The organism is Gemmatimonadales bacterium, from assembly GCA_030697825.1.
GTDB lineage: Bacteria > Gemmatimonadota > Gemmatimonadetes > Gemmatimonadales > JACORV01 > JACORV01.
Genome location: JAUYOW010000067.1, coordinates 1 through 13264 on the forward strand (window position 1 = coordinate 1; position 13264 = coordinate 13264).

General features: G+C 71.1%; 10 protein-coding genes. 8 read left to right on the forward strand and 2 right to left on the reverse strand.

Translation table 11 applies throughout. From position 1 onward, the window contains the following. Both Q8Q85_03105 and Q8Q85_03110 read right to left on the reverse strand, forming a co-directional pair. Positions 1-782, reverse strand: a 782-nt coding sequence (locus Q8Q85_03105) for an ABC transporter permease (GenBank protein MDP3773233.1), incomplete at its 3' end; no start/stop codon positions are given. Further along, positions 779-1771, reverse strand: coding sequence for an ABC transporter permease (locus Q8Q85_03110; GenBank protein ID MDP3773234.1), 993 nt, complete (start codon positions 1769-1771; stop codon positions 779-781). The genes Q8Q85_03105 and Q8Q85_03110, both read right to left, overlap by 4 nt. Positions 1772-1819: 48 nt before the next feature. On the opposite strand from Q8Q85_03110, the gene Q8Q85_03115 reads away from it, so the two are divergent. The 8 genes from Q8Q85_03115 to Q8Q85_03150 all read left to right on the forward strand — a co-directional run bounded on the left by Q8Q85_03115 (position 1820) and on the right by Q8Q85_03150 (position 13190). Then, complete coding sequence (locus Q8Q85_03115) at positions 1820-3349, forward strand: peptide ABC transporter substrate-binding protein (GenBank protein ID MDP3773235.1); 1530 nt, start codon at positions 1820-1822, stop codon at positions 3347-3349. After that, positions 3346-4356 carry a hypothetical protein gene (locus Q8Q85_03120; protein ID MDP3773236.1) on the forward strand — a complete coding sequence of 337 codons (1011 nt, stop codon included), beginning with the start codon at positions 3346-3348 and terminating at the stop codon, positions 4354-4356. Before Q8Q85_03115 ends, Q8Q85_03120 begins: the two co-directional genes overlap by 4 nt. Beyond that, positions 4353-7103, forward strand: coding sequence for a heparinase II/III family protein (locus Q8Q85_03125; GenBank protein ID MDP3773237.1), 2751 nt, complete (start codon positions 4353-4355; stop codon positions 7101-7103). The genes Q8Q85_03120 and Q8Q85_03125 overlap by 4 nt, the downstream gene beginning before the upstream one ends. A gap of 168 nt (positions 7104-7271) precedes the next feature. Next, positions 7272-8330 carry an aminotransferase class III-fold pyridoxal phosphate-dependent enzyme gene (locus tag Q8Q85_03130; GenBank protein ID MDP3773238.1) on the forward strand — a complete coding sequence of 353 codons (1059 nt, stop codon included), beginning with the start codon at positions 7272-7274 and terminating at the stop codon, positions 8328-8330. Then, entirely contained in the window at positions 8327-9223 is an 897-nt protein-coding gene (locus Q8Q85_03135; GenBank protein ID MDP3773239.1) for an amidohydrolase family protein, read from the forward strand. Before Q8Q85_03130 ends, Q8Q85_03135 begins: the two co-directional genes overlap by 4 nt. Then, a complete protein-coding gene (locus Q8Q85_03140) occupies positions 9220-9942 on the forward strand; it encodes a hypothetical protein (protein MDP3773240.1) in 723 nt (240 codons plus the stop codon). The genes Q8Q85_03135 and Q8Q85_03140 overlap by 4 nt, the downstream gene beginning before the upstream one ends. Before the next feature lie 271 nt (positions 9943-10213). Then, a complete protein-coding gene (locus tag Q8Q85_03145) occupies positions 10214-11002 on the forward strand; it encodes a hypothetical protein (protein ID MDP3773241.1) in 789 nt (262 codons plus the stop codon). Positions 11003-11192: 190 nt separating this feature from the next. Beyond that, the gene (locus Q8Q85_03150; GenBank protein MDP3773242.1) at positions 11193-13190 is read left to right on the forward strand and encodes a hypothetical protein; all 1998 of its coding nucleotides are present in this window, start codon (positions 11193-11195) and stop codon (positions 13188-13190) included. Positions 13191-13264: the final 74 nt, after the last annotated feature.

The following is a 13264-nucleotide window of genomic DNA, read 5'->3' on the forward strand; positions in this document are numbered from 1 at the left end:
GCGGCCGCCGGCGCCAGCGCCACCCACGGCGCGATCACCAAAGCGTCCCGTCCCGCGGCGATCATGTTGCCCCACGAGGCCGCCGGCGGCTGGACCCCAAGGCCGAGGAACGAAAGCCCCGCCTCGAGCATGATGGCGTTGCCGACGCCGAGCGCCGCAGCCACCAGCGCCGGAGTCAGCGCGTGCGGCAGCACGTGCCGGGCCAGCACCCGCGCCGGCGGAACGCCCAGCGCGCGCGCCGCCTCCACGAACGGCCGCCGGCGCACCGACCGCACCTCGGCGCGCACCAGCCTCGTCACCGTCATCCAGCCGGTGAGGCCGAGCGCCGCGATGGTGATCGTGAGGCCCGGCTGGAAGAGCGCGACCAGCAACAGGAGGAAAGGCACCCGCGGGATCGCGAGCGCCGCATCCGTCAGCGCCATGATGGCACGATCCACCGCGCCGCCGGCATAGCCCGCGACCGCTCCCAACAACACGCCGATGCCGAGCGACGCCATCGCCGCCAGCACGCCCACGGCCAGGGAGATCCGCGCGCCCAGGAGCAGCCGCGCGAGAAGGTCGCGCCCGAAGCGGTCGGTGCCCAGCAGGTGCAGCGCGCCGTCGGGCGTCCGGGCGAGCGGCGACAGGAACCGCCGCGCCACCACCTCGCGCATCTCGATCGTCTGATGGCCGAAGACCAACGGGCCGATCGCGGCGGCCAGGGCGATCACGACGATCACCAGTCCGCCAACCAGCGCCCGACGGTCGCGGCCCAGCGCCCCGAGCCGGTGCGCCCCCGTCACGATTCGCCCCGCACCCGCGGGTCGGCCAGCGCCGCCAAGCCGTCGGCGAGCAGGTTCCCCACCACGACCAGCGTCGCGAAGACCGCGGTCGCCGCCATCACCACCGGATAGTCGCGCGACAGCACCGCCTGCACCGTGACCCGGCCCATCCCCGGCCACGCGAAGATCGTCTCGACGAATACCACGCCCGAGAAGAGCGCCGGCAGCTGAAGCCCGATCAGCACGATCACCGGCACCAGCGCGTTCCGGAGGGCATGGTGCAGCACGACGGTGCGCTCGGTGAGACCCTTCGCCCGGGCGGCGCGCACGAAAGGCTGACGCAGCGCCTCGACCATCGAACCGCGCACGAACCGCGCCGCGCCCGCCGCGCCGACCACCGCGAGGGTCAGCGCCGGCAGGACGAGGTGCCGCACCCGGTCCGCGAGCCGCGCGCCAGGGTCGAGGAACTCCGCGCCCACGCTCTCGGCGCCGATGGCAGGGAAGCGGAGCACCGCCGGCCAGCCCCAGAGCACCGCGCCGTACGCGAAGACGAGGACGAGGCCGAGCGCGAGCACGTAGGAGGGAAGTGCGTAGAGGGCGGTCGTCACCGCCGTGATCGCAGCGTCGAGGCGCGAGCGCCGGCGCGCCGCCTGCACCGCGCCCAGCGCGATGCCGGCCAGATAGCTCAGCAGGAGCGAAAGGCCGGTGAGGACCAGCGTCGGGCCGAGCGCGTCACCCAGGACGCGCGCGACCGGCCGTTGCTGCGCGATGCTCGTGCCCCAGTCGCCCGTAGGGAATCGCACCAGCCACTCGGCGTACTGCACCGGGATCGGGCGGTCGAGGCCGAACGCATGTCGGGCGGCTTGCTCCGCCGCCGGGTCGGCGGTGGGGCCGAGGAACAGACGCACCGGATCGCCCGGCGCGAGGTGCAGGCCCACGAAGCTGAGCGTCAGCACCAGGAACAGGGTCGGCACGGCGAGCACGAGGCGCTTCAGCAAGGACGCGCGCATCGCCGCCAATCTCGCGCCCGGCGCCTCATTTCTCTAGTTTCCCCCGTCGTGCGAAGGATCCCGCTTCTGTCCGTGCTCGCCCTCGCGGCCTGCGGTCCGGTCTCGCCGCCCGGGACCGTGTTCTACGCGTCGGGTGCGGACCTCCAGTCCATCAATCCGCTGATCACGACCCATCCGCTCGCCAAACAGGTGCAGCGCTACGCGCTCTTCACGACGCTGGCGCGCTACGACACGGCGCTCGTTCCGGAGCCTTACCTCGCCGAGCGGTGGTCGTGGACCGCGGACCGGCACGCGCTGGACCTCACGCTGCGTCGCGACGTGCGCTGGCACGACGGCGCGGCGACGACGAGCGCGGACGTGGCGTTCACCTTGGACGCCGCGCGCGACCCCGCGACCGGTTACCCGCGCTCCGGCGACCTCGCCTGCGTGACCGGCGTCGCCGCGCCCGACTCGTTCACCGTCCGCGTCAGCTTTTGCCGAGCGCAGGAGCGTTTCCCGGATGTGCTGACCGATCTCGCCATTTTACCGGAGCATCTCCTCGGCACGACCACGCACCGCGCGCTACGCACCTCTTCCTTCAACGAAGAACCCGTCGGCAACGGCCCGTTCCGTTTCGTCTCGCACCAGCCGGGACGCCGCTGGGTCTTTGCGGCGAACCCCGACTTCCCGCGCGCCCTCGGCGGTCCGCCCCGATTTCAGCGGCTGGTAGTCGTCGTCGTGGACGAGGCGACGACCAAACTCGCGGGCCTCGTCACCGGAGAGCTCGACTTCGCCGGCATCCTGCCGATGCACGCCGGCCTGGTCCGCCGGACCCGGGGCCTCGACGCGCTCGACTATCCCATCCTCCTCACCTACGCACTGGTGTGGAACACGAGCCGGCCGCCATTCGACGACGTGCGGCTCCGGCGCGCGCTTACCATGGCACTGGACCGGGAGCAGCTGGTTCGAGCCTACCTCTACGGTTTCGGTGAAGTCGCGGACGGCCCGGTGCCGCCGTCGCACCCGCTGGCCGTGGCCGTACCGCGCGTACCCTTCGACCGCGGGGTCGCGGCCGTGCGGCTCGATTCGCTCGGCTGGCGTCTCGGGCCCGACGGGGTGCGCGCGCGCCAGGGCAGGAGGCTCGCGTTCACCCTGAACACCGTGGGATCCGCGGATAACGTCCTCGAGCAGATGATCCAGGCCGACCTCGCCGCGGTCGGCGTGGAGGTCCGCATCCGGCAGCTCGAGCTGGGCGCGTTCCTCGCCGCTGCCCAGGGCGGCGCACGCGATTATGATGCGCTGGTGACCGGCATCTCCGGCGACCTCGCCCTCGGCTATCTCGGCTCGCTCTTCGACTCGCGCCGGATGAGCGGCCCGCTTCAGTACGCGCAGTACCGGAGCGATGCCGTGGACCGCGCGCTCGACGCCGGAGATTTCGCCGAAGTGCAGCGGCTCGCAGCTCGCGACGTTCCCGTGACCTTCCTTTATCACGCGCGCGGCGTGCAGGGCGCGCGGCGGCGAGTGGGCGGTGTGACGATGGACCTGCGCGGCGAGCTGGCGACGCTGGCCCGCTGGAGGATCGAGGTGGCCACGAGATGATCGCCCGGGCGCGGGCACCGATGCGCATCGATCTCGCCGGCGGATGGACCGACGTGCCGCCGTACGTGGCGCGCCAGGGAGGCGCGGTAGTCAACGTGGCGATCAGTCTCTACGCGCATGCGTTCGTCAGGCCGCAGCGGGACGGCGTCCGCTTGAGCGCGCTGGAACACGGCGCCGTCGTGACGGCGCGCCGCGCCGATGAGCTGCGCCCCGACGGCGAGCTGGCGCTGCTCAAGGCGGCGGCCCGGCGGTACGCGCCCCCCGGCGGATTCGAGCTGGTGACCCGTAGTGACGCCCCCGCGGGCTCGGGCCTCGGTGGCTCGGGCGCGCTCGGCGTGGCGCTCGTCGCGGCGCTCACCGCGGCGCGGGGAGAGCGGCGCATGCCGGCCGAGCTGGCGCAGTCGGCGCACCAGGTGGAGGTGCACGACGCCGGGGTGCGCGGCGGGAAGCAGGACCAGTACATCGCGGCGCTGGGCGGCGTGCAGTACATGGAGTTCGGCGATCCGGAGGTCTCGTCCACCCGGCTCGAGGTCCCGTTCGCATGCCTCAAGGAGCTGGAGCAGCACCTCGTGCTCTGCTTCACCGGCTCGCCGCGTTCGTCCGATGCGACGCACGGCGCGGTCTGGGAGCGCATCGAGCGCGGCGACGTCGAGGTGCTGCGCGCTCTCGACGGCATCAAGGAGTGCGCGAAGCGGATGCGCGACGCGCTGGTGCTGGGCGACGTGGGCAAGGTGGGCGAGCTGCTGGCGGAGAACTGGCGGCACCAGCAGGCGCTCGCCCCCGGCATGCAGACCGAGACGATGCGGGCGCTCGAGCAGGCGGCCGCGACCGCGGGCGCGGAGGCCGCGAAGGCGTGCGGGGCGGGCGCCGGCGGGTGCCTGGTGTTCCTCGCGAGGCCCGGTCGCGATTTCGCCGTCGCGGAGGCGTTGCGGGCGGCCGGTGGCACGGTGCTGCCGTTCACGTTCGATGGGGCGGGGGTCGTAGCGTGGGAGGCGGGGGAACGATGAGTCTGTTGATAGGAGCGAAAGACCTGGAACGGCGGAGCGGGGAGATCGCCGGGTCGGCGGACCTTGCGGCGGCCCGCCGGCGTCTGCGCGATGGTCTCGCCGGGTTCCTCGAGCGGCCGCTCTACGTGCCGGAGGCTAAGGCGCTGCTGTCCCGCTGGGGCAGTCTCTGCCAGGACGAGGGCGCGGAGCTGGGGTTCGACCCGGCGTCGCCGCACGCGCAGCGCTGCACCACCTGCGGCCGCATCTGGTCCACCGAACAGGCGCATCGCTGGTGGGTCTACTGGTACCAGCTCTGGCTCGCCGAGCGCATCTGGCACTGCGCGTTGCTCTCGGGGCTCGGCGACGACGCCCGCGCGGAGTCACGAGCGCTCGAAGCGCTGGAGGCGCTCGTCGCGCGCTACGAGAAGTATCCCAACGCCGACAACGTCCTCGGCCCGGGCCGTCCCTTTTTTTCGACCTACCTCGAGTCCATCTGGGTGCTGCACCTCGCGGCCTCGGCTTCGCTCCTCGAAGGTCGCAGCCGGATTCCGACCACCCTCGCCCGCGACCTGCGCGACCGGTTGTTCGCGCCGAGCGCCGCGATCATCGCCGACTTCGACGAAGGCCGGTCCAACCGCCAGGTCTGGAATTCCGCGGCGCTCTTCGCGCTCGGCCGGGTCCTGGGCGACGAGGTGATGTCGCGGACCGCGGCGCACGGTCCGTCGGGCATCCTCTCCTCGCTCGACGGCGGCCTCCTTGCCGACGGGCTCTGGTACGAGGGCGAGAACTACCACTGGTTCGCGCTGCGAGGCCTGGCCTGGGGCGCCGAGATGCTGCGTGCCGCCGGCGACCTGGACTTGTGGTCCGACGCGGGCCGTCACGGCGCGAAGTTCCGCGCGGCGTTCCGCGCGCCGGTGCTCACGGCGCTGCCGGACTTCACTTTTCCCGCGCGGCGGGACTCCAAGTTCGGGGTGTCGCTCAGGCAGAGGAGAATGGCTGAGTTGTGGGAGCTCGCGCTGGCGCGCACGCCCCCCGGTGGGCCAACGCGCGACGCGGACCAGCTGGCGTCGTTGCTCGCGCATGTTTACGACCAGGCCCTGGCGCCCCGCGACGGCGCCGAGGGCGAGGTCACCGAGGTCGAGCGCGCGGAGCCGGCGGCCGGGATACGCCGGGACAGGCTCGGATGGAAGGCCTTGCTCTGGATGGCGCCGGAGCTGCCGGCGGCGGCCCCCGACGAATGGAAGCCCGCCACGGTGCACCTCGAGGCAACGGGCCTCGCCATCTTCCGAGGCAACGGCGACGCGCGCTACGTGAGCCTCGACTACGGCGAGCCGGGCGGCGGGCACGGCCATCCCGACCGGCTCAACCTCACGGTGCACGCGAACGGGATCCCGTGGCTGGTGGACTTCGGCACCGGCTCCTACGTCTCGCCGGACCTCGCGTGGTACCGCGCCACCGCGGCCCACAACGCGCCGCTGCTCGACGGCTTGTCGCAGGCGGTGGCGCACGGCGAGTGCCTCGCTTTCGACCAGCTGGTTGACTTCGGCTGGGTGTGCGCGCAACTGCCCGACGGCACGGCGTACGACGGTGCGACGATCCAGCGCACCCTCGTCGTCACACCGTGGTACGTGCTCGACGTGGTGCAGATGGGCAGCGAGGCCGGAGAGCGGACGCTCGCGCTCCCGTGGCACGGACTGGGTCGCGTCCGCGCCGACGAGCACGGCATGGTCTTCGAGCGGCCTGAAGGAACGCTGCGCGTGCTCCTCTCCGGTCGTCAGCCGATACAGATCCAGATGTCCAAGGCGCCCGGACCTCCGGCCGGAACGTCGGGCGGCACGGCGTCCGACCTGGAGTTCCCGGTGGTCGTGAGCACGGGGGAGGAGGTCACGCTGGTCGCGTGTGTGGACCTGTCCGGGGAGGGGCTGGAGGTCGAGTGCGTTGAGACCGATTACTTCGTGCGCCTCACCGGCGATCGGGTGCACACCCATCGGCCGACGGAGACGGGATGGGTGATCGAGCTCGGGCACGGTGATCCGATCGAGCTGGGCGGGCTGCGCGAGGCGGTGGAGAGCGACGCGCCGGCGCCCGAACGGGCCGCCGGGCCGGCCGGCAGCGCGGCGCCGCAACCCGCGTACGCCGCGACCTGCCATCGCGTCGAGGAGCCGCCCGCGCTCGACGGCACGCTCGACGGGTTCCTCATCGAGCCTCCGCTCGCGCTCGACCAGCCACACCAGTTCCGGCGCGCCGAGGACGGGTGGGCCGGCCCGGACGATTTCTCGGCGCGCGCGTACCTTGCGACCGATGGCGGCCGGGTCTACCTCGGCGTGGACGTCGCGGCGCCCGACCCGCTCTTCCGTCCGAGGGACGCGGCGGACCCGGAGCTGGACAACGAGAACCCGGACGCCCACAGCGACGGGTTCCAGGTCTACCTCGAGACGACGATGTTCTACGGTTGGCTCGTCGTGCCCGATGCCGATGATCGGTCGCGCATCCGGGTCAGAGCGGTGCGCGGAACGGACGCCGAAGTCGAAATGGTGGTGGAGGGGGCGTGGATGCCGACGGCACGCGGCTATCGGGCGACGTTGGCGATCGAGCTCCCGGAGGAAGAGTTGGACGAATTCGGGTTCGACCTGTACGTGAACCGCGCCCGCCCAGGTCGCGAGCGTCGGGTGGGTCAAATGGTGTGGTCGGGAGCGCGTGGGACACGACTCTATCTTGCGGGCGACCGTCCGATGCCGGGACCGCTGCCACGCGTGAGGGTGCAGTGAGGCGGTGCGCAGTAGGGTGCAGACGCCACCGACGCCGCAGTGGTTGGCAGGTGACGGTGTCCAGTGGGTGACTGGGCGCTTCGAGCTGCGGACGCGGTGGCGGGGTTCACTTCCACCCGCTCGAAGGGACCCGACGCGCTGTTCGGGGGTCCAGGTGGGCCGACGCACATGGTGCGATCCGAAGGCGCGCGCGGGTGGGCGGCGGACGGCCGCGTGCTCCTCGACTGGACGATGGCGTTGGGCGCGGTCGGACTGGGCTACGGGCATCCCGCGGTGGTCGAGGCGGTAGCGCGCGCGGCGCGTGACGGTGGCGTCGGACCGTTGCCGCCGGTGCTCGAGGTCGAGATCGCGGAGCGGCTGTGCTCGGCGTATCCCGGTGCCGAGCAGGCGCGCTTCCTGAAGACGGGCGCCGAGGCGGTGCAGGCAGCCGTGCGTATCGCGCGGGTCGCCACGGGCCGAGAGCGCGTCGTGTACTGCGGCTATCACGGCTGGCTCGACGGACCCACCGCGGGCTCCGGTGTGCCGGCGGCGGTCGCGCGACTCTGGACCTCGGTTCCTTTCGACGACGTCGCCGCGCTGGAGCGGGAGAGCACCGGCGATGATCCGCCCGCCGCGATCGTACTGGAGCCGGTGATCGAATACGCGCCGTCCCTGGCCTGGCTCGAGGCCGCGCGAGCGCTGGCGACGGAGCGACGCATCGTGCTGGTGTTCGACGAGGTCAAGACGGCGTTTCGCCTCGCGAAGGGCGGCGCCGCCGAACGCTGGGGCGTGCAGCCCGATCTTGCGGTGCTCGGCAAGGCGCTGGCGAACGGTTTCCCGCTGGCGGCGGTTGTGGGCCGCGCGGACCTCATGGCGCGTTTCCGCGAAACGTGGGTATCCTCGACCCTCGCCACCGAATCCGTTTCGCTGGCCGCGGCCGGTGCGGTGCTGGACGTGTGGGAGCGGGAGGACGTGGCGGGACACCTGGCGCGTATCGGCACGATGATGATGGAAGGATTGAGAAGGGGAGCGGGAAGCGGGGAGCGGGACCTTCTGGGCCTCCCCGAGATGTGGTTGCTGCGCTTCAGGGATGCGGAACGGGAGCGGCGGTTCCTGCTCGGGTGCGTCGAGCGCGGGGTACTCCTGAAGCGCGGCGCGTACAACTTCCCGAGCCTGGCTCATGGAGAGAACGAGGTGAAGGCGACGCTGGACGCGATTCGCGGCGCGGTGGCGGAGGTGAGCGCATGAGTGGCGCGCGGGCGAAGTCCTCGCCGCTGGTGGACGTGCACGTCCACTTCCTACACGACCGCTGCGGCCGCGCTGACTGGGAGGCCCTGAACGCGCGCCGCCTCGAGGTCGGCGAGCGCATGGGGATCACGACGCATGTCGCCTCGATCCTCGGGACCTGGGGCCACACCTCGCCCACCTACTTCCCTTCGCCGGACGACGTGGCGTACGGCAACGGCGCGATGGCCCGCCTGATGGAGGCGCATCCCGACCGCATCCGGGGCTACGTCACCGTGAACCCCAACTTCACCGACCACGCGCTAAGCCAGATCGAGAGGTGGCTCGACACGGGCATGATCGGCGTGAAGCTGGCCGCGAGCCGCCGTGCTTCAGACCCGCTGCTCGATCCTATCGCCGAGCTGGCCGCGGACCGGCGCGCCCCCGTGCTCCAACACATCTGGCAGCATCGGCGCGGCGAGGTGTCGAACCAGGAGATCTCCGACGCGCTGGACCTGCTGCAGCTGGCCGACCGTCATCCGAAGACCCAGTTCATCCTGGCGCACCTCGGCGGGGGAGGGGATTGGACGCATTCGGTGCGGGCACTCGTCGGCGTCACGAACATCTGGGTGGATCTGTCGGGGAGCGGTGTGGACCGGGGGATGCTCGAGCTGTGCCTGGAGTGCCTGGGCGTTTCACGCCTGTTGTGGGGGACCGACCTCACCATGGAGACGGGTTTGGCGAAGTTGCGCGCGCTCGAGGCGATGGGGTTGGCGAGGGAGGATATGGAGAGTGTGCGGTGGAGGAATGCTGAACGCCTATTTGGGGAGAAGGTGATTGGGGGAGTAAGGGGAGTAAGGGGAGTAAGGGGAGTAAGGGGAGTAAAGGGAGTAAGGGGAGAGAGGGGAGACAAGTGAGTGCGCTGGTAGACCACAACGCGATGATCGGGGCGTATCCGTTCCGCGCGCTGCCGGAGCCGACGCCGGCGCGGCTGCTCGCCGACATGGACCGGCTCGGCATCGCGCGGGCGTGGGTGGGGCACCTGCCGAGTCTCTGGTACCGCGACGTCGCGGCGGGGAACGACGAGCTGTTCGCAGCCCTCGCGCAGCATCGCGGCCGCCTGTTTCCGGTCCCCGCGATCAACCCTGTCCATCCGGGATGGGACCGCGAAGTGACGCGCGCCAGGAAGGAAGGGTGCCCCGCGGTGCGCACCTATCCGGCGCACTACGGCTTCGACGCGGGCGGTGACGCGATGCGGGACCTCGCATCGGCGTGCGCGGAGGCCGGACTGGAGCTGGTCCTCACGATGCGGATCGAGGACGGACGCCAGCGGCACCCGCTCGACGTGGCGCGCGACCTCATCGGCGCGGACGTGCGCGCCACGGTGCGCGCGCACCCGAGGGTGAAGCTGCTCGTCACCTGCGCGGACCGCGGCGTGGTGGAGGAAGTGCACTTCGGCTCGACGCCGCCGGAGTCGGCGCGCATCAGGTGGGACGTGAGCTGGATCTGGGGCCCGCCGGAGGATCACCTCGCGCACCTCTACCGTACGGTGGGCCGGGAACGCTTCGTCCTCGGCACCCACTTCCCGTTCCGGCTGCCCGAGGCGGCGCTGGCGAGGCTCGAGCTCTCCGGGTGAGCACGCCGCGGTCAATGTGCTCGAAACCCGAGTCGGCGTCTCGGAAATGAAACAACCCTCGTGACGCGCATCACCTGATGACCGTACGCTCTGCCCGCGAACCGCCGCACAACGACGGACATGTGATTGGGTCACGCCGCCGCGCGTGATTCGTCGCACTGCGACGACCCTCCCCGGCGGCTAGATTGTTCAGACTTCAAGCAACATCTGGGCGCCGCCCGGGTGTCGCCGAACGTGGACCAGGTGTCCACACACATTAGACGGAGGTCAGATGAAGCTCCAAGCGAAGCGGATGGTGTTGGCGGGAATGCTCGTGACCATCGGGACCGTTGCCGCGTGCAGCGACTCCACCAGCCCGGCGGCCAGCGGGCAGACCGTGGGCCTGTCGTTCTCCGGCGTGAAGCCGCCGGGTGTGGGCGGGGCGATGTCGGTCGGCGGCGTGCTCGCCGACTCGATGACCCTGACCGACGGCACGAACACGCTCGTCATCACTAGTGTCGAGGTCCTGCTGCGCGAGATCGAGCTGAAGCGCGCGAACACGGCGGACTGCGATTCCACGGCGAACAGCGACGCCTGCGAGGAGTTCGAGGTGGGCGCGACCCTGGTGACCGTGCCGCTCGCGGCGGGAGCCGCCACAGAGGTCACGGTGGCGATCGACTCGGGTACCTACACGGAGATCGAGTTCGACATCCACAAGCTCGGCGGCGACGCCGTTGACAACGCCTTCCTGGCCGCCAACCCGACGTGGCCGGCGAACACGAGTATCCGCGTGACCGGGTCGTACAATGGGACGGCCTTCACGTTCACGACGTCGCTCGACATCGAACAGGAGATCCAGTTCGTGCCGCCGCTGGTGATTGACGCGACCGGCTCGGCCACCAACGTGACCATCCGACTCGACGTCTCGACGTGGTTCCGCAACGGCGTGGGCGGGCCGCTGGTAGGCCCCGCCACGGCCAACCAGGGGGGAGCGAACCAAAGCCTGGTCGAGAACAACATCAAAAACTCGATCAAGGGGTTCGAAGATTCGGACAAGGACGGCGACGAGAGCGACGGCTAGCGCCGCCGCGTAGGCCCTCATAGCTTGCGGGCGCGCGTCCTCTTTCGGGACGCGCGCTTCGCTTTTTCCGGTCAGAGAGCCCTAGCCACGCCCCGGCCCGCTTGGCGCCGCCGGCCGGTGCCCTGTACCTTCCGCGCCCATGATTGCCGGCGCGCTGCGCGTGCCCGCTTCCCGAGCCAATGCTTTCCGCTTGGCTGGTACCAGCGGTCTGGTCCTCTTCCTCGAGCTGGCGTTCATCCGGTACGTGGCGGCCGAGGTCAAGTTCTTCTCGTACTACACGAACTTCGTAATCCTCGGCGCCTTCCTCGGCAGCGGGATCGGGCTGCTCGCGTGGCGACGGCTGCGCCACCTCGCGTCGGCGTGGCCGGCCTTCGCGGTCGCGCTGTTCGCCGCCGTGTCATTGCTCCGGGACGTGACGGTGAAAGTCCCGCGCGGTGAGTTTCTGTGGGGCATCTATGGCCAGCCCTCGCCGACGGCGGTGGCGCTGGGGCTCGCGCCCACCGTGCTCCTGGTCTTCACGGTGCTGGCGGCCGTCTTCGTCCCGCTCGGCGCGCGCCTGGGTCGCCTCTTCGGCGAGTTCCGGCCGCTGACCGCGTACAGCCTGGACATCGGCGGGGCGCTCACTGGCGTCGCCGTCTTCGCCCTGATGAGCCGGGTCAGCCTGCCGCCCGTCGTGTGGTTCGGTGCGGCGTTCGCCGCCGAGTTTCTGCTGGGCGGGTCCGGGTGGCGGGGGCGCCTCGGAGCGTTGGCCGCGGCGGGCTTTGGCCTCGGCGTCGTGCTGGCTGGCGCCCGCCCCGACGAGCGCTGGTCGCCGTACTACCGGATCGACGTGTACCCGGGCCCGGAGCCGGGCTACGAAATCGTCAACGTCAACGGCTCGCTGCACCAGTTCATCGTCGATTTCGCCGACAGCAGCCGCAGCCCGACGGTGCGCCGCGTGCTGCACGACTACCGGCTGCCCTATGACTTCGTCGAGCGCCTCGACACGGTGCTCGTCGTCGGGGCGGGGACGGGCAACGACATCGCGCTACTGCTCGCCATGGGGGCGAAGGCAATCGACGCCGTCGAGATCGACCCCGCGATCCTGACGCTCGGCCGCGCGCGCCACCGCGCCAGCCCGTACGCGGACCCGCGGGTGCGCGTGTTCGTCGACGACGCCAGGGCGTTCCTTCGAAAGACGCGGCGGCACTACTCGCTGATCGTCTTCGGTACGTTGGACAGCCAGACATTGCTGTCGGGGCTCTCGTCGCTGCGCCTCGACAACTACGTCTACACCATGGAGGCAATGCAGGACGCCCGCGCGCGCCTGGAGCCCGGCGGCCGCTTGATCATGTACCAGATGGCCGGCTTCCGCTACATCGCCGCTCGGGTGTACCAGAACCTGTACTGGGCGTTCGGGGCACCGGCGCTGGCGATCCGTATCGAGCCGCCTGTTCTGTTCAACACGGTCTTCGTGGGGGGAATGCCGCGCGAGCACATCGCGGATTACAGGGTACCCAGCTGGCTGCTTGGTGAGACTCGCCTGCCCACCGACAACTGGCCGTACCTCTACCTCCGGCACCCGTCGGTCCCGGGCCACTACCTCTGGGCACTCGGCGGGGTGCTGGCCCTCGCGCTGGTGGGTGTGGCTGGCGCCGTCGGCGGGTGGCGCGGCGCGGGCAGCTTCGACGCGACGATGTTCTGCTTCGGGGCCGGCTTCCTGCTCCTGGAGACCAAGAGCGTCACCGAGATGGCGCTGTTGTTCGGCTCCACGTGGACGGTGAACGTGCTGGTATTCGCGTCGATCCTGTCAGTGGTCCTGGCGGCCAATGTCGCCGTGGCGCGAGGGTTCAGGCCTCAGCCGCGGGTCCTCTTCGCCGGACTGCTCGCCGCGCTGGCGCTCGGCGCTGTCCTCCCTGTGCGCTCGCTCGCCGGCCTGGGGCTGGTCGCCCAGTGGACGCTGGGGAGCCTGGTGGTGGCGCTCCCGATCCTCTTCGCCGCGCTGTTGTTCCCGCGGTTCTTCGCCCTGCGCCCCGACCCCGCCAGGGCCTTGGGCTGGAACGTCCTCGGGGCCATCGTGGGCGGGGTGCTGGAATACGGGTCCATGGTCGCCGGTATCAAGGTGCTCTACCTGCTGGCTGCGCTGACGTACGCGCTCGCGATCGTCGCGTCGCGGCGCGAAGGCGGGCGCGCGGCGGTGGCCGCCTGAGTACGATGGCGTCGACCGGCCTCACCGCCCGCCCTCGGGTAGCTCGCGCACACGCCTCCCCGGCACCGGGGGTG

Bases quoted from the DNA above. Each gene is read 5' to 3' on its own strand.
- Q8Q85_03120 (MDP3773236.1), top strand. From the start codon at position 3,346: ATGATCGCCCGGGCGCGGGCACCGATGCGCATCGATCTCGCCGGCGGA.
- Q8Q85_03145 (MDP3773241.1), top strand. From the start codon at position 10,214: ATGAAGCTCCAAGCGAAGCGGATGGTGTTGGCGGGAATGCTCGTGACC.
- Q8Q85_03130 (MDP3773238.1), top strand. From the start codon at position 7,272: ATGGTGCGATCCGAAGGCGCGCGCGGGTGGGCGGCGGACGGCCGCGTG.
- Q8Q85_03110 (MDP3773234.1), bottom strand. From the start codon at position 1,771: ATGCGCGCGTCCTTGCTGAAGCGCCTCGTGCTCGCCGTGCCGACCCTG.
- Q8Q85_03135 (MDP3773239.1), top strand. From the start codon at position 8,327: ATGAGTGGCGCGCGGGCGAAGTCCTCGCCGCTGGTGGACGTGCACGTC.
- Q8Q85_03125 (MDP3773237.1), top strand. From the start codon at position 4,353: ATGAGTCTGTTGATAGGAGCGAAAGACCTGGAACGGCGGAGCGGGGAG.